Below are 15,496 nucleotides of genomic sequence, written 5' to 3'. Positions count from 1 at the left end.
CTCGCGAAGGAGTCGGCGGCGATGCTGGCCCACTTCGGCGTGAGCGACGAGGCCCTGCTCGACGTGCTCACCGGCACCTACGCGCCGACCGGCAAGCTGCCGTTCGAACTGCCCTCGTCGATGGACGCCGTGCGCGCCCAGAAGGAAGACCTGCCGCGCGACTCGGGAACCCCGCTCTATCCGTTCGGACACGGACTCACGTTCGGCCCCTCGTCGGCCCGGCGATGACGAGTCCCGGGAGCCGGTAGTCGATGGATCAGGTCACGCGTCGCACGTTCCTCAAGGCCGTCCCGGTGGCCGTCGGCATGCCGCTGCCGGGGTGGCAGGGCACGGCCACCGACCTGCCGTTCGGCGCCGATCACGCCTATCTCGACGCGCAGGCGACGGGCACGTGGTGGGTGCAGCCGACGCCACGTGTCAGCCGCATCCGACAGATTCTCGACCTCGACGTGCCGCGCGACCAGGTGGTCGCGTTCGCGCTGTACACGCACGACAACGGCGTGCTGAAGCTCACGGCGCAGTTGTTCCCGCTGCGTCCCGGCGAAGCGCGCGAGGTGCGGCTCGAGGTGCAGCGCCAGGGCGCGTGGCGCGAGATCGCCCGCTCGCCCATCGTCTATCCGGGATGGAGCGCGCACTTCCGGGTGACGGGCTGGAATGGCGCGGAGACCGTGCCCTACCGCGTCAGGCACGGCGACCGCGCCGAGTTCACGGGGACGATTCGTCGCGACCCGATCGACCGCGACGCCGTGGTGGTCGCCAACCTCTCCTGCAACTCGGCCCGCACCAAGGGCCCGCGCGCGGAGATGGTCACGCACCTCCAGCGGCTCGATCCCGACCTGCTGTTCTTCGCCGGCGACCAGACGTACCACCACACCGAGCACACCGCCGGCTGGCTCGAGTTCGGCCTGCAGTTCCGCGACATCATCCGCGACCGCCCGACGATCTGCATTCCCGACGACCACGACGTGGGGCATCCGAACATCTGGGGTGAGTCGGGCGAACACTCGGTGCACAGCGGCGGCGCCGACGGCGGCTACTTCTACCCGGCCGCCTACGTGAACATGGTGCAGCGGCAGCAGTCGTGGCACCTGCCAGACGCGGTGGACGCCACGCCCGTGCGCCATGGCATCACCGTGTACTTCACGCGGCTGCGCGTCGGCGGCGTCGACTTCGCGATCCTCGAGGACCGCAAGTTCAAGACCGGCCCACTCGGCACCATTCCACAGTTGGGGCCACGCCCCGATCACATCAACGACCCACGCTACGACCCGGCCTCCATCGACCTGCCGAACCTCGAGCTGCTGGGCGCCAGGCAGATGGCGTTCCTGCGCACCTGGTCGGAGGACTGGACGGGCGTGACGATGAAGGTGGTGCTGTCTCAGACGGCCTTCTGTGGCGCAGTCCACCTGCACGGCACGCGCGACAACCGGTTGCTCGCCGATCTCGACTGCAATGGCTGGCCGCAGTCGCAGCGCAACGCGACACTCCGCGCGATCCGCCGCGTGTGCGCCACGCACCTCTGCGGCGATCAGCACCTCGCGGTCACCATCAAGCACGGCATCGATGCGTTCGGCGACGGCCCCTACGCCTTCACGAGCCCGGCGCTGGTCAACACGATCTACGCGCGCTGGTGGCACCCGCAGGACGAGAAGCCTGGCGCCAACCCGGTGGCCGGCAGTTCGCTGCCGTGGACCGGCGACTATCTCGACGGACTCGGCAATCGCCTGACGATGCTGGCGTATGCCAACCCGGACGATCTGGAGAACGAGCGACGCCGCGGCGACGGCTTCGGCATCGCGCGGTTCGCCAAGGAGGCCGACCGCGTCACGTTCGAGTGCTATCCCCGTTTCTCGCAGGGCGAGCAGTACCCGGGGTGGCCGATCACGGTGGATGGCGCAGCCAACGATGGACGCACGCCCGTCGCCTGGCTGCCCACGCTGGTCGTGACAGGCGCGGCACGGCCGGTGGTACAGGTGGTGGCCGCTGACGGCGAGGTGGTCTACACGCATCGCGCGCGCGGTCCGCATGTCGCGCTGCCGGTGTTCGCCGCCGGCACCTACACGATTCGCGTCGGGCACGACCGCCCGGATGGCGTCACCGTGACGGGCGTGAGCGCGGCGGCCTCCGAGGCCGAGGCCGGCGCGCGCGCGGTCACGCTCCCGCGCGCCTGATGGTCGAGAGCGCCTGGGCCACAGGCTACCGGCCACAGGCTGCCTGTAGGCTGTAGGCCAGAGCCGCCATGCACCTCGCGCTGATCCTCACCGAGTTCCCGCCCGGCGTCGGCGGGATGCAGACGCACGCGGAGTACCTCGCGCGGGCGCTGCACGACGCGGGGCACGCGATCGACGTCTATACCTACCGCTGCGACGACGCGCGTCTCGAGCACGAGGCGCGCGCCTTCGATGCGCAGGCAGGCTATCCCGTGCATCGGGTCCTCAGCCGGATCGGCTTCTGGGCCAACCATCGCCTGCTGCTGCGCCGGCTGCGGACCACGCCGGTCTCGCTGGTCTACGCCTCCAACGTCTACTACGGCCTGCTCGGCGACGCCCTCGGCGTGCCGGTCGTGTGCCGATCCGCGGGCAACGACGTGCAGCGTCCCTGGATCGCGTATCCCTACCGCGTGGGCAGCGGCGTGGTGAGCCACCCGGCGCTCGAACGGCGTCTCCATCAGTGGTACCGGCGGTGGAACGCGCCGGAGTGGCTGGAGGCGGTCTTCCGCCGCCAGCGCCAGGCGGTGGTCCGGCGCAGCGTCGCGGCCACGCGCGCGATCCTGGCCAACAGCACCTACACGCGCGACCTGCTCGCCGAGGCGGGCGCTACGGATGACCAGGTCCGTGTGCTTCCGGGAGGAGTCGACACGCGGCGCTTCGTGCCGGCCGCACACGACAGGCAGGCGGCACGCGAGGCCTGCGCTATCGCCCCCGACACGTGGGTCCTGCTCACGGTGTGTCGGCTGGTCCCCAAGAAGGGGATCGACTTCCTCATCGCGCAGGTGCCGGCGCTGCGTTGCATCGCGCCGCGCTTGCAGGTGATCGTGGTCGGCGACGGCAAGGAGCGCCGGCGGTGCGAGGCGCTCATCGACGCGGCCGGCGCGGCCGACAGCGTGCGCCTGGTCGGGAAGGTGCCGCAGCGCGAGGTGCAGCGCTACTTCGCCGCGGCAGACGGCTTCGTGCTCGCGAGTCGCGTGACGAGGAATCCGGTGAGCGGCCTGCAGGACGCCGAGACCATGGGCCGTGTGCTGTGCGAGGCCAACGCTGCGGGACTGCCGGTGCTCGCGAGTCGCTCGGGAGGCATCCCGAGCGTCATCACGCACGAGGACAACGGCCTGCTCTTCGAGAGCGACGATGCTGACGACTTCGTCTCGCAGTTCCGTCGCCTGGTGGACGACGACGCGCTGCGCACGCGGCTCATCGCGCGCGGCCGGCAACGTGCCGAGGACGAGTTCGCGTGGCCGCACCTGGTGGCGGCACACGAGCGGTGCTTCGCCGAGACGCTGGCAATTTGAGAGTGGAAATTCGAAATTCTCGGCGGCTCGGCCTGTCGGCCGTCGCTCGCCCGGAAACACGTCGAGGGCCGCGCGGCACAGCCGCGGGCCCTCGCCAGGTCGTTTCTCGAATTGTCAGCGACGCGAACGACGGCGTGCGGCTCGGACGGTGGCCAGGCCAACGGTCAAGAGCATCAGCGTCGCCGGCTCCGGCACGACGATGCTGTCGGCCGAGTAGGTGGCAGTCGTGATCTGGCCATTGGCGCGCTGCGCGGACATGGCCCACACGCCTGCCGTCTGATCGTAGCCCGCGCCGGTGAAGTACCCCTCGCCCCGGAGGATGACCTCGAGGCTGTCGACGCTCTCGACGACCATCGACGTCAGGGTGAACGAAATCCCCGAAGCCAGGTGTGTCCAGAGCGGACCCGCCGGCAGCACGGGCACCGGCCGATAGGTCAGCGGCGTCGCGTGCACCAGGGGGTTCCCCAGGGCCATGCCCTGTGCCGAGAACGTGCCGGTCGCGCTGAGCACGAAGGCGTCGAGCACCGTGAGGTCGGTCTCGTTGTCGAAGCCATCGGCATCCGGCAGGCTCCAGCTGCCGGCGTAGCCAACGGTACCCAGGAACGGCGCGGCGGAAGCCGCCTGCGGCGCCATCGTGACGGTGACGGCCACCAGCCCGGCCAGAATTGCCTTCATCATTGTCCTAACTCCTCCGAAATCAAGCAGGACACTGTGCGCGGGACGAGGCCGCAGAGCACCGAGCTTCTCGATGCCTCTCTTCTGCGAGAACCGCGCCAGCATACCGGACTGACTTTCTGTGGGTTTATTCGGCAATTAGCCTCGCTAGCTCGACAGCAAAGACGCCATGAGGAATGACTTTAGTCGTGTCAACAGCGCCCAAGAAAGACAAATGCCCCGGAGACCGAAATCTCCGAGGCACTGTGTGTTCGCGGAGCCTGGCGATGCCACGCCCCGCCCTTCATTCTGAATGTTGAATTCTGAATTACTCAGTACGGATCGACTTCGACCCCGTTGTTCCAGGCCTTGTACATCTCCTCCGCGCTCGGCACCTTTGCGGGGCGCACGAGGCGGAAGCCGAGCCACTCGGCGTCAGTCATGTACCAGACACTGGTCGGCAACTGCGGGTCGCGTTCCTTCCACACCGGGTCCGACTTGTAGCGGATGGTGCAGTTGACGCGATCGGCCGGGTCGTTCCACGAGCCGCCGCGGACGGCGATCGGGTACGACTGCGTGGGGCGCACCCACGGGTTGACCTGCGGTCCGGCGACGTACGGCGCGTGCTGGTCGGCGGTCCATTCCATGACGTTGCCGAGCATGTCGTACAGCCCCCACGCATTCGGCTTCTTGCTGCCGAGCTTGTGGTAGGTGCCGTCGCTGAACTCCTGCGTACCGGAGTTCTTCTGGTACCAGGCGACGTCGGCCAGTTGCGCTTCCGGCACTGACGGCGCGCCACCCGCGCGGCACGCGTACTCCCACTCGGCCTCGGTCGGCAGGCGGTAGAACTCACCCGTCTTCGCGCTCAGCCACTGCGCGTACTTGTTGGCGGCGTGCGGCGTCATGCTGATGGCCGGGAAGCCGCCGTTGCCGCGCCCGAAGCTCATCTCGAGGTGCGGCGCCGTCGGGCGGCTCAGCGCGTCGACGAGCGCGTCGGGCTTCTCCTTCTCGTTGGCCTGGTCGGCGAAGGTCCACATCAGGTACGCGTCCCAGTTGACCTCGGTGGTCATCATCCAGAACGCGTCGACCTTCACCTTCCGCACCGGCTTCTGGTCGGCCGGTGCCGCGGCATCGGCCGATCCCATGTCGAACTCGCCGGCGGGAATCGGCGCCATGCCGAACGTGGCGGTCGTGTTGGGAACGGTGACCGTGTAGGCCTTGGCCGCGGGCGCGGCCTTCTCCTTGGCGAGGATCCGGGCGCGGATCTCATCGACGGCCTTCATCTCCTTGGGGTCGATCGCCGGCGCGGCGGGCGCGGCGGCTGCTTGTCCGCTGTAGCCGTGGCGAAGGCGGAGTTGCTCGCTGGAGAGCGGCACAGTCGCCGCCCCGGCCACGAGGGCCAGGGCGACGAAGGCCGCGAGTCGTGCGGTCATGGCTACGAGATCTTCGTCCGCCCGGGAATCGCCAGGCCGGGCGCCTCGAACTTGGCGTTCATCTGCAGGCTCGGCGGCAGCAGGTTCAACGTCGAGTTGAGCGCCTGATCCCACGTGAGCTCCAGGCCCGTGTAGGCCGCGTCGCGCCCCATGATGGCCAGCAGCGTGCTCGTGGCGAGGTTCAGGTCGTCGTTCTTGGGCTTGCCGTCGCGGATCGACTTGAACAGCACGTCGTGCTCGCGCTGGTACATGTCGTATTCCTCGCCCTCCCACTGCCACTTGACCTTGCCGTCGGGCGTCTCGATGCGGGGCTTGCCCTTGCCGAGGAACAGCGTGCCGTCGGTGCCCATCACGTAGTCGAGCGTGCCGTTGAAGCAGCCGGTCGACTGGCGGTTGGCGAGGAACACACGGTACCCGTTCGGGTACACGAAGTTGGCCTCGAAGTGGTCGTAGATGTTGCCGCCGTTGGCGGGCACCGAGCGACCGCCCACGGCGACGCAGCTGGCCGGCGGCTGGTCCTTCATCACCCACATGATCTTGTCGGCGTTGTGGACGGCCTGCTCGACGAGGCTGTCACCCGACAGCCACACGAAGTTGTACCAGTTGCGGACCTGCCACTCGACGTCGCCCATGCCGGCCGGGCGCGTGCTCTCGGGCGGCATCGGCTTGACCGGGTTGGTGTAGTACGTCGAGTAGTGCGCCACGAGCCGGCCGAGGGCGCCGTTGTGCACCTGCTCGATGGCGGCCGAGATCATGTTGTTGTAGCGCCAGCAGAAGCCCGACACGAGGGCCTTGCCCTTGGCCTGCGCGGCCTTCTGCGACTCCATGACCGAACGGATGCCGGGCGCGTCGGTAGCCGCCGGCTTCTCGCAGAAGATGTGCTTGCCGGCGTCGACCGCCAGCTTCAGGTGCGCGGGGCGGAAGCCCGGAGGCGCCGCGAGCAGCACCACGTCGACGTCGCTGTTGATGACCTTCTCGAACGCGTCGAGGCCGTAGGTCGGGGCATCCACCTTCACCTGGGCGCCGAACTTCTGGCTGCCCTGCAGGCGGGTGAGCGACTTGCCGACGATGGCCTGGTCGATGTCGCAGATCTGGGTGAGGACGGCGTTCTTGTCGGCGGTGAGCGCCTGCGCGGCCGCACCGCTGCCACGCCCGCCCGCGCCGACGAGGCCCACCTTCAGGGCGTTGGTCACCGACTGACCGGAGACGATGGCCGGGAAGCCGGCGGCGGCGACGCCGGCGGCAGCTCCCGACTTCTTGAGGAAGTCGCGACGGTCGGTCTGGCTGGGCACGTTCTTGGATGTGTTGGTCATGGCAGTCACTGGAGGGTCGAAGGTCACCGAGCGTCCACGCGACGCCCCGGATCGGGCAAATCATATCCCTTCTGGAACAACGCCGCCGGGGACAGGAGCGCTTCAGGGGCCGCTTTCGCTCGTCCCGTGATGGGACAAAGCCGCCTTCGCCGCGCGTCCGTGTCCCACGGCGCCGCGCGGCTACGGCGGGCCAAGCGCCCAGTGCCGCTCGGCTACGGCGGAGCAAGGCCGCGTTCAGAAGAACCCGTGGCGGCCGGTCAGCTCGTCGACGTCGAGCCCGTGCGCGATGTCCACGAGCAGGCGCTTCTCGCCGATCGACCGCTGCAGGGCATGCTCGAGCACGGCCTCTTCTGCCCGGCGCGGGATCACGACCACCCCCTCGCCGTCGGCGAAGAGGAGGTCGCCCGGGCTCACCTGCACCCCATCGATGGTCACCGGCACGTTCAGCTCGTCGAGCACGGCGCGCGTCCGCACGTCCTGGCAGGTCGTGCCGCGCGCGAACACCGGAAAGCCGATGCCCGCCACGGCCTGCGCGTCGCGCGTGTGCCCGCCGATGACCGCCGCCACGGCGCCGGCCCGCACCGCGAGGCTGGCGTTGATCTCGCCGAAGTACGCGAACTCGGGCGCATCGTTCTGAACGACCACGATGTCGTTCGGCACGACGTGCCGGTACGACTCGAGGGCCCCGTAGACCGCGCGGAAGTCCTCGCCGGGCTCGAGCCGTCGCAGCTTCAGCGTCTTGGCCCGGCCGAAGGCGCGGGCGTCGCTGATGTTGGGGTGCAGGCCCTTGATGATCTGGCGCGGGAAGCCGAGGTCGTCGAGGGTGTCCGACAGCGCCGGGCTGGACAGGTGCAGGCGCAGGTTGCCGAGGAGGCGGCGTTCCTTCTCGCGCATGCCCGCGGCCACCAGGTTGGCCAGCTCGAGGTCGACCGGCCAGTTGACGTCGATGGCCTCGAGCGGGTCGATGGCCACCAGCAGCGGCGCGTCGCCGATGCGGCGTCGCGTGCGGTGCGCCGCCTCGCGCGCCACCATGTAGAGCCCCATCGTCTCGATGACGGTCTCGGGCAGGTCGACGCTGTTGGGGATGCGCTCGACGCCGTATGAGGGGCGCCCCTCCTGCCAGAGGTACTGCTTCTCTTTCCTGACGAAGACGACCGAGTCGTGGCCGGAGCCCGGCTGTAGCGCGTCGACGCCGGCCTTGATGGTGGAGGGGCGGATGAAGGGCGCGGTGCACAGCGCCTGGATGTAGACGTCGGCCTCGACCTGCCGCACCTCGTTGTAGAACAGCGCGTGGCCGTCGGTGCTGTTGCTGGCCAGGGCCGGATCGCGCATGAGGATGCGCGCGCCCGAGTAGCGCGCGAGGTCGGCCATCTCCGCCGACTCGGTGTCGAGGTACACCTCGTCGATGAACGGCAGCGACGCGAGCTTCTCGAGCGTGTGCAGGAACAGCGGCTTGCCGTCGAGCAGGCGCGTGTTCTTGTTCTCGATCCGGCTGCTGGTGCCCTTGGCGGGCACGAAGGCCACGACTTTCATGAAGGCGCTCCGGGAGGTGGCGTCGCCAGCGAGGCGAGGCGCCGTTGCAGCGCGAGGGCGTCCGGCCAGTCAGGCCGGAGCTCGAGCGCCTGCGTGATGTAGCGGGTCGCATCGGCGTTGCGCCGCAACGCGTACGCCACGGATGCGGCATCGAAGGCGAGTTCGGCCGACGCGTCGCCGCATCGCATCCCGCGATACAGCAGTTCGAGGACCTGCACCTCCGGGAGGCCAGAAGCGCGTGCCGCGAGGGCGCGCAGGTGCCAGGGGACGCTCCACTGCGGCTGCAGGGCGTGTGCCTCGCGCGCGAGGGCGTCGGCGCGCTCGGGGTCGCCCGCATCGAGCGCTGCGAAGCCCGCGTCGATCACCAGTTCCAGCGTGCGGGGCTCGGCCGCGAGGCCGTGCGTGAAGGCCTCGAGGACGTCTGCGGCCGCCGCGCCGCGCGCGCGACGGCACAGGCCGAGGAGGTACCACGGCGCACTCCAGCCTGGCTTGAGCGCGGCGGCCACGCCCGCAAGTTCCTCGGCCCGGGCGAGGTCACCACCGCTGTGCGCGAGCGACGCGGCATCGTAGGCCAGTTCGGCCGACACCGGTGGGCGAGCCAACGCCTCAGCGATCCAGAAGCCGATCTCCTCGGCCGACGCGCCTCGGGCCCGGGCGCAGAGCGCCAGCAGGTGACGCGGCAACGGCCAGGACGGCCGCTCGGCTGCCGCGCGACGGGCGAGGGTGTCGGCTCGCGCGACCTGGCCGAGGGCCAGGGCTGTCCCGGCGGCGTCGAGCGCCAGTTCGGCCGTCACGGGCGTGCCGACGAGCGCGCGCTCCAGCAGCGGCAGCACGTCGACCGGTGCGGCTCCCCGTCCACGCGCGCACAACCCGAGCAGGTGCCACGGCGGGCTCGCGTCCCGCCGCATCGTCGCCGCCTCCCGGGCGAGCCCCTCCGCGGCCTCCATGTCGCCAGACGCGAACGCCGCGAAGCCGGCGTCGAGGAGGATGTCGAAGGACCGGCCCCCAAGCTCGAGCGCGCGTCGGCAGGCCGCCCACACCTCTGCGGGCGGCGCCCCCATCGTCCGAGCGACGATCGCCTCGCGATGCCACGGCTCGGGGGCATCGGGCCTGGCGCGACGCGCGGCCTCGAGCGCGGCCAGCGCGGCGGGCCAGTCCTGCCGGGCCGCGTGGTGCGTCGCCCGCGCCATCCACAGGCGCTCGGGTGCCTCATGGCGCGACATCGAGTCGTCGTCGCCGTACATCGTCATCGCCGGCCCGAAGAGGCGCGCGGGTCCGCCCAGCGGCAATGCCCGGAGTCGCGCGCGCAGCGAGGCTTCGTGCGCGTGGCTGGCGATGACCACCGCGGACGCACTCGACGTCGGCACGTCGTCCAGGCCGATCACGGGCACGCCGTCGACCACGCGCCCGATGTCGCCGCCGTCGGGATCCACGAAGGCCTCCACCGCGACGCCCTGCGCGCGAAGGGCCGTCGCCACGCGCCGCCCGACGACATCGATCCCGCAGACGGCCACGCTCACGGTGCCGTCGCGCACGACGAGATCGACGAGGTGTGCCTCCAGATACGGCTCGAGCACGGGGTGCATCGGCCGCTGCGCGACCGACACCTCGCGGCAGACATACGTGGCGAGGAGTGGCGCGACGCGCGCATTGAAGCGCTCGAGCCGGTCTGCGACGGCCGCGCCTTCCGCGCCGTCCGCGAGGTGAAACCGCCCGAGGAACCGCGCGAACGATTCCGGACCGCGCGACACACCCGACGCCGGCAGCCCGAACAGGCATGTGGAGGCCAGGAAGTCGACGAGGCGATCGGTCGCCGCCCGCCTCGCCTCGGCCCGCTCCCCCGCGAGGGCGAGACGGACGGGTGTGGACAGATCGTGCCCGTCGAACTCGAAGGCAATGTCCTGCCCCCACAGCACGCTGCGCGACAGCAGGACGATCGGCACGTCGAGCAACGCGACCTCGACCTGTGTGCGCGTGCTGCCGAGCACGGCGACGACGTCGGCCTGTGCCACGAGGTCCCTTATCGATCCCTCGGGCACGAGCAGGCCCGGCGCGTCGGGCCTCCGGGAGTACCGCTGCCCTTCCACGTCGGCCGGGTGCGGGCGGAGGATCAGCGTCGCGTCAGCCGGCAAGGTGGCGGCCAGCGCATCGGCGGCATCCGCGAAGGTCCCGAACCACGGCGAGCCCAGTGCGATGAGCCGAGAACTGCGCGGCTGCAGGTTGAAGCCCGGGCACGATCCGAGCAGCACCACCACCGGGCGCGACGAGGGACGTGGACGCGTCGACCGCACGTCGGCGTAGGCCTCGCGCATGCGTGCCACGCGGTCGGCGTCCGGCACATGCGCCGCGAGCATGGTCGACACCATCGGGTGCGAGATGAGGTCGCTGCCGAACCCCACGTCGTGGCTCTCCACCATCAGGGTGTCGGGCACGAACCCGATCTCGAGGCCGAACGACGGCACCTCGCGGCGACGCGCCTCGCCGAGCAGCAGTCGCGACGGCGGGAACGGCGGCGCCCAGCCCATGAGGACGTCTGGGGACAGTTCCTCGAACAGGGCGCGCACGTAGGCCTGCAGTGCCGCCAGCTCTCCCGCACCGGCCTTGCGGCTGGGCGGCAGGAAGGTGCGGTACAGCTCGTCGGTCTCGAGCAGGTGATCCCAGGCCGGGTCGTGCGCCATCGACGCCTGCGCCTGCGCCGTGAACTCGCCGATGGCGTAGGGCATCGGCAACACCACGGGCCACCGCGCACCGCCGGGCGGTGCCCACGGCGACAGGAGGACGAGCTGCTGCCCCTGCGCCTCGAGCGTTCTGGCGACCTCGCACCAGAAGTCCCAGATGTGCCCCTTCCACTCGAGGATCTGTGCGGCGACGACGAGCCCAGACCCTGCCCCCGACGGAGTGGACGTCACAGCGGCCCCCGTTCCGCGCCGTCCGGGTGATCGCCGGTCGTGCGCAGGTGTTGCCCCGTGAGGCCCGACGTCGGCATGCGGGTTCGCGTGCTCATGCGGCGCTGTAGTCGGATCGATTGGCGTGATGCCGCAGCGGGTGCGACGTGATGCGCTCGGGCCGCTCAACTCGCCGGTTGACGACGGCGTCCACGTAGTCTGGACGACGGGCCACCGCGACGGCGAACAGCTCGCGAGCCCTCGCCAACTGCCCGTTGCGTGTGAGCGCGACGCCGAGGTTGTTGGCGCCCTCGGCCGACGGCCAGGTGGCCTCGGCCCGTTCGAGTTCGCCAATCGCGCCGGCCGCATCTCCCGCCAACAGCGACAGCGTGCCCGATGCGAACGCCAGTCGCCAGCCTTCCGGCACGGGCATCGGGCCGTCGGGCTCGCTCACGTCGCCGTCACCGACGCCATCGTCGAGCCTCGCGATCGCGTCGAGGTGCGCCCGGGCGGCGGCGAGATCAGCCACGAACATGGCGATCGAGTAGAGCGCCCAGCCCGTGACCCGCAGCGACCAGCCGGCGGCGGCGTACAGCGCACGGACGCGCTCGGGATGGTGCTTGAGCAGCAGCGCGCGGTACATCGTCCGCTGGTTCGTCATGTCGCGCGACAGGCTCGTCGGCAGCGCGTGGATGCGATAGCCGGGCGTCGGCTCGAAGGCCAGCCGTGCCCCGGCATCGATCGCGCGCAGCAGCACATCCGTGTCTTCGGGCCCGTGTTGGCGGGGATCGTATCGGACCTCGCGCAGCCGCGCGACGCGCGCGCCGACGACACCCGGGCCAGGCAGGTAGTTGCGCTCGAACAGGCGGACGGCTCCTCCAGCCCGGCGCAGGAACCCGGGAATCGGCAACACCCGGCGGGCTCCCTCGGTGTCCTGGAGCTCGACGCCGTCCGCAACCAGATCGGCGCCCGCGTCGAGATGCGGCACCAGCCGATCCACGCGCCCCGGCAGGAACTCGTCGTCGGCATCGAGCCAGACCATGAACTCGGTCTCCACCGCGTCGACGCCCGCCTGCCGCACGCCTCCGAGCCGCAGGGCGGCGTCGGCCTGCACGACCCGCAACGGATGCGGCGCCACCTCGCGCGCCAGGGCCACGGTCTCGTCCGTCGAGGCGTGGTCGACAAGGACGATCTCCCGCACGCGCGCGCCCACGGCGGTGCGCATGGCGCGAGCGATGGTCGCGGCGGCATTGCGTGCCGGCGTGACGACGGTGACGTCGCAATCCGTCACTGGACCTCGAACGTGATTTGCCCAAACACCGAGAACCCCCCGGGGTCAGGTCCGAACGGCGCTTCCGACGCGCGAAACAGCACGACGACATCGAGCCCCGCATGCGTCCGCGCGTAGCCGGCTTCCCGGTAGTTCGCGCTGCCGACCCAGATGGCGTTGACGCACGAGCGCGCGGCGACGAAGTGGTCGGGGATGCGCAGGTACAGCTCGTTGACGCCTCCGCCGTGAAGGGTCGAGCCCGTGATCGTGAAGGAGAGCGTGAGCGTCTTCCCGTTGCGCACGTAAGCGTAGGTGCGCACGGCGCTCTCTGGTACTTCCCAGGCCATCGGGGCCCTGGCGATGAAGGTTGCCGGGTCGTGGGGAACGTCGATCCACTCGGGTGCGCTGGGCATGGTCGTGGTGTCCTGCGTTGCGTCGGCTTCGATGAAACGTTCGACGACGTGTGCCGTGCGTGCCGCAACCGCGGCCGCTTCCCGCCTGATGGCGCCTGCATCGAGTCCCGGTGCCGACGCGAGCCACTCGGCCAGCGGCGCGGCATCGTCGGCGGTGCCGCCGAGCGCTCGGAGGGCGGACGCGAGGGCGGCGGGCGGCGCCGGACGCGCCGCGTGCGCCGTCGCCAGGCGATCCCCGAAGCCGCCGTGCGCGTCGACGTGCGCGACCACCGAGTCGAGGGAGGCGGCGGCGATGCCGTTGCCGTGGAGGATCCCTGATCCGGACACGTTGACGAACGCGTACGTCGGGTGTCGTGCGACGAACGCACGAACCCAGTTGCGGAAGGCCACGAGGTGCGGCGCGGTCCGGACGGGCTGCCCGTTGACGTCGATCTCCTCGAGCCCGTTGACCGGCAGGCGGCGACGCCACACCTCCTCCACGGAGATGCCATCGCGCGTGGCCTGCGCGTCCCAATCGGCCTCGAACGTGGTGTGCCGGCAATAGGGCTGGCCACCGCTGTACGCGAGATCGGTGCCGGCGAACACGATGGGGCCCGTTCCGAGCCGTTGCGCCAGCGTGCACGCGGCGGTGAGCACCGAGCCCCACACCTCGACGTTCCCGCACGACACGCCCTGCGTCTCGAGCCAAGGCCAGGGGTGGAACCGACCGATGCGCCCGAAGAACGTGCGGCCCGCGAACGGATGCACGGCGCGTGGGTCCAGGCTCGGCTCGGCCACGAGGTAGCTGGCCCGCAGCCGTGGCAGGTCGAGCAGGTGCCGGCCATTGAGCGTGGTCGGATCGATCGCCACGACCAGGTCGGGCTCGACGCCGGCATGGAGCAACGGGCGCACTGTCGTGTCGGCCGCGAGCACGAACACGCGCTCGCGCTGCCTGGCCACGTCGGCGGCCACGCGGTCGAGCGACGGGCCAGCGGCGCAGATCACGATCGGCGTCTCACCGGCGATGCCGTCGAGCGCCGCCACGTCGCCCTCGGCAACCACATGGGGAACGTTGGCGAGCGTGTGGCGCACGTACGGCGCAGCGAAGGTGCGCCGCGCCTCGGCATTGGCGCGACGTTCGAAGGCCACCTGGCGCCACGCGGCCCAGGCCTCCGACAGGGCCCGCACACGATGCTGCGCGATGGACGTCACCACGATCGCCAGCGGACCGTCGAGGAAGTCGGCATCGGGCCAGGCCGACAGGTCAGGCCAGACGCGCGGGACGGCGGTGACCACGAGCTGCCGCGACTCGAGCCAGGGCGTCCAGTCGCGGCGGACCGCGAAGGCCGGGAGCAGTTCTGGCGCGAGTTCAACGGCGAGGACACGCGTCGCAGGCGCACGACGGAACACATCATCGATCACGTGCCCACCGCCGATCCCGAACACCACGGCGATCGGCGGCATCGCTCGCCCGGCCAGGGCCTCGTCGACGATGGCCCGCGCCTCGGCACTGGGGTCGGGACCGTGGGCGGGCACCCACGAACCTCGGCCCTCGTCGGCCCGGAAGACGGCCGACAGCCGCTCGCCCTGCCCCTCGACCTGCGCGTCGGGGCTGGTCACGGGCACGGCCAGCCCGGAGAGCCGGGCCAGGGCCCGACGGGTGGCCTCGGCCCCGGTCGAGCGATCAGCCATGCGCTAGACCGCGGCTTCCTCGCCGACACGGCTCACGCTGCCCGTCGCGGCCGGGGACACCGACAGGTAGCGGCCGACCTCGAGATCGGTCCGGACCAGCAACTGCTCGCCGTGCGAATGCACCGGCGACGCGGCGCTGAAGAACGGCCATCGCGACGGCGTGCTGAACAGGCGCCGGAAGCTCGGCATGGGCGGAAACACGCTGACGGGATAGAACTCGTAGCCCTCGCCGTTGTCGAGCAGGTTCTCGTGGTAGAAGAAGCCGCGCGTCACGCGGTCGATCTGCGCCAGGTACTCGTGGATCGTCGACGCGCCCATCTCCGACAGCGAGATGAAGTTCATGAAGACGTCCACCGCCCGATCGGCCAGCCGCGGGAGCATGAAGTGCGGCATCAGCACGACGTCGGCGCTGCGCAGCGTGTCGAGGTCGAGCGTCATCGACGGGTCGTCGAACAGCAGCACGCGCTTGTCGGGATGCGCCGACGCGAGGAAGTGCGAGGCCACGATCAGGTTCTCGGGGAGGTCGAAGTTCACATACGTCCCCGGCGCGTCGAGCATCAGCCACTGACGGCCGAACCCGCCGTAGCCTCCGCCGATCTCGGCCACGATCGGGTGATCCAGGTGCCCCACCAGATCGCGCACCAGCGACGCCCGGTGGTCGTTGAGCATCGTGTTGGCGTGCACCAGGTACCCGTCGAGCCAGACGCCGTAGGGGTTGCCGACCGCCGGGAACCCGAGGCGCGACACATCGACGCGGGAGACCGAGTGGCGCCACACGTTGAAGTGCTGGCGCAGGCCCTCGGCCGCCCCGGCCCCGGC

Annotated in this window: 11 protein-coding genes; 3 read left to right on the top strand and 8 right to left on the bottom strand. The window is 70.6% G+C overall.

Going from position 1 to position 15,496, the window contains the following annotated elements; translation table 11 throughout:
- The 3 genes from ACIRDX_RS14480 to ACIRDX_RS14470 all read left to right on the top strand — a co-directional run.
- On the top strand, positions 1–228 hold a 228-nt coding region (locus ACIRDX_RS14480; RefSeq protein WP_396626151.1), incomplete at its 5' end, for a glycoside hydrolase family 3 C-terminal domain-containing protein.
- 23 nt (positions 229–251) lie between these two features.
- Positions 252–2,171, top strand: a complete 1,920-nt coding sequence (locus ACIRDX_RS14475) for a hypothetical protein (protein ID WP_396626150.1) — start codon at positions 252–254, stop codon at positions 2,169–2,171.
- A gap of 68 nt (positions 2,172–2,239) precedes the next feature.
- Complete coding sequence (locus tag ACIRDX_RS14470) at positions 2,240–3,505, top strand: glycosyltransferase family 4 protein (RefSeq protein ID WP_396626149.1); 1,266 nt, start codon at positions 2,240–2,242, stop codon at positions 3,503–3,505.
- A gap of 114 nt (positions 3,506–3,619) precedes the next feature.
- On the opposite strand, the gene ACIRDX_RS14465 is transcribed toward ACIRDX_RS14470, so the two are convergent.
- The 8 genes from ACIRDX_RS14465 to ACIRDX_RS14430 all read right to left on the bottom strand — a co-directional run.
- The gene (locus tag ACIRDX_RS14465; RefSeq protein WP_396626148.1) at positions 3,620–4,183 is read right to left on the bottom strand and encodes a PEP-CTERM sorting domain-containing protein; all 564 of its coding nucleotides are present in this window, start codon (positions 4,181–4,183) and stop codon (positions 3,620–3,622) included.
- A 308-nt stretch (positions 4,184–4,491) separates the two neighbouring features.
- Entirely contained in the window at positions 4,492–5,592 is a 1,101-nt protein-coding gene (locus ACIRDX_RS14460; protein WP_396626147.1) for a formylglycine-generating enzyme family protein, read from the bottom strand.
- Positions 5,593–5,594: 2 nt separating this feature from the next.
- Entirely contained in the window at positions 5,595–6,905 is a 1,311-nt protein-coding gene (locus ACIRDX_RS14455; RefSeq protein ID WP_396626146.1) for a Gfo/Idh/MocA family protein, read from the bottom strand.
- A 234-nt stretch (positions 6,906–7,139) separates the two neighbouring features.
- Complete coding sequence (locus tag ACIRDX_RS14450; RefSeq protein WP_396626145.1) at positions 7,140–8,438, bottom strand: cytidylyltransferase domain-containing protein; 1,299 nt, start codon at positions 8,436–8,438, stop codon at positions 7,140–7,142.
- Positions 8,435–11,347, bottom strand: coding sequence for a hypothetical protein (locus tag ACIRDX_RS14445; protein ID WP_396626144.1), 2,913 nt, complete (start codon positions 11,345–11,347; stop codon positions 8,435–8,437). The genes ACIRDX_RS14450 and ACIRDX_RS14445 overlap by 4 nt, the downstream gene beginning before the upstream one ends.
- Positions 11,348–11,438: 91 nt before the next feature.
- Complete coding sequence (locus tag ACIRDX_RS14440) at positions 11,439–12,614, bottom strand: glycosyltransferase (RefSeq protein WP_396626143.1); 1,176 nt, start codon at positions 12,612–12,614, stop codon at positions 11,439–11,441.
- Positions 12,611–14,677 (bottom strand): motility associated factor glycosyltransferase family protein, encoded by a 2,067-nt coding sequence (locus ACIRDX_RS14435; RefSeq protein ID WP_396626142.1) that lies wholly within the window; start codon positions 14,675–14,677, stop codon positions 12,611–12,613. Before ACIRDX_RS14435 ends, ACIRDX_RS14440 begins: the two co-directional genes overlap by 4 nt.
- Positions 14,678–14,680: 3 nt before the next feature.
- On the bottom strand, positions 14,681–15,496 hold an 816-nt coding region (locus ACIRDX_RS14430), incomplete at its 5' end, for a putative sugar O-methyltransferase (RefSeq protein WP_396626141.1).

Origin of the sequence: Luteitalea sp. (assembly GCF_044337415.1) — a bacterium.
Taxonomy (GTDB): domain Bacteria; phylum Acidobacteriota; class Vicinamibacteria; order Vicinamibacterales; family Vicinamibacteraceae; genus Luteitalea.
This window is presented reverse-complemented; position numbering and strand designations above follow the sequence as displayed.

Excerpts from the sequence above, each read along its gene's own strand:
- ACIRDX_RS14475 (WP_396626150.1), top strand. The coding sequence starts at position 252 with ATGGATCAGGTCACGCGTCGCACGTTCCTCAAGGCCGTCCCGGTGGCC.
- ACIRDX_RS14470 (WP_396626149.1), top strand. The coding sequence starts at position 2,240 with ATGCACCTCGCGCTGATCCTCACCGAGTTCCCGCCCGGCGTCGGCGGG.
- ACIRDX_RS14465 (WP_396626148.1), bottom strand. The coding sequence starts at position 4,183 with ATGATGAAGGCAATTCTGGCCGGGCTGGTGGCCGTCACCGTCACGATG.
- ACIRDX_RS14460 (WP_396626147.1), bottom strand. The coding sequence starts at position 5,592 with ATGACCGCACGACTCGCGGCCTTCGTCGCCCTGGCCCTCGTGGCCGGG.
- ACIRDX_RS14455 (WP_396626146.1), bottom strand. The coding sequence starts at position 6,905 with ATGACCAACACATCCAAGAACGTGCCCAGCCAGACCGACCGTCGCGAC.
- ACIRDX_RS14450 (WP_396626145.1), bottom strand. The coding sequence starts at position 8,438 with ATGAAAGTCGTGGCCTTCGTGCCCGCCAAGGGCACCAGCAGCCGGATC.
- ACIRDX_RS14435 (WP_396626142.1), bottom strand. The coding sequence starts at position 14,677 with ATGGCTGATCGCTCGACCGGGGCCGAGGCCACCCGTCGGGCCCTGGCC.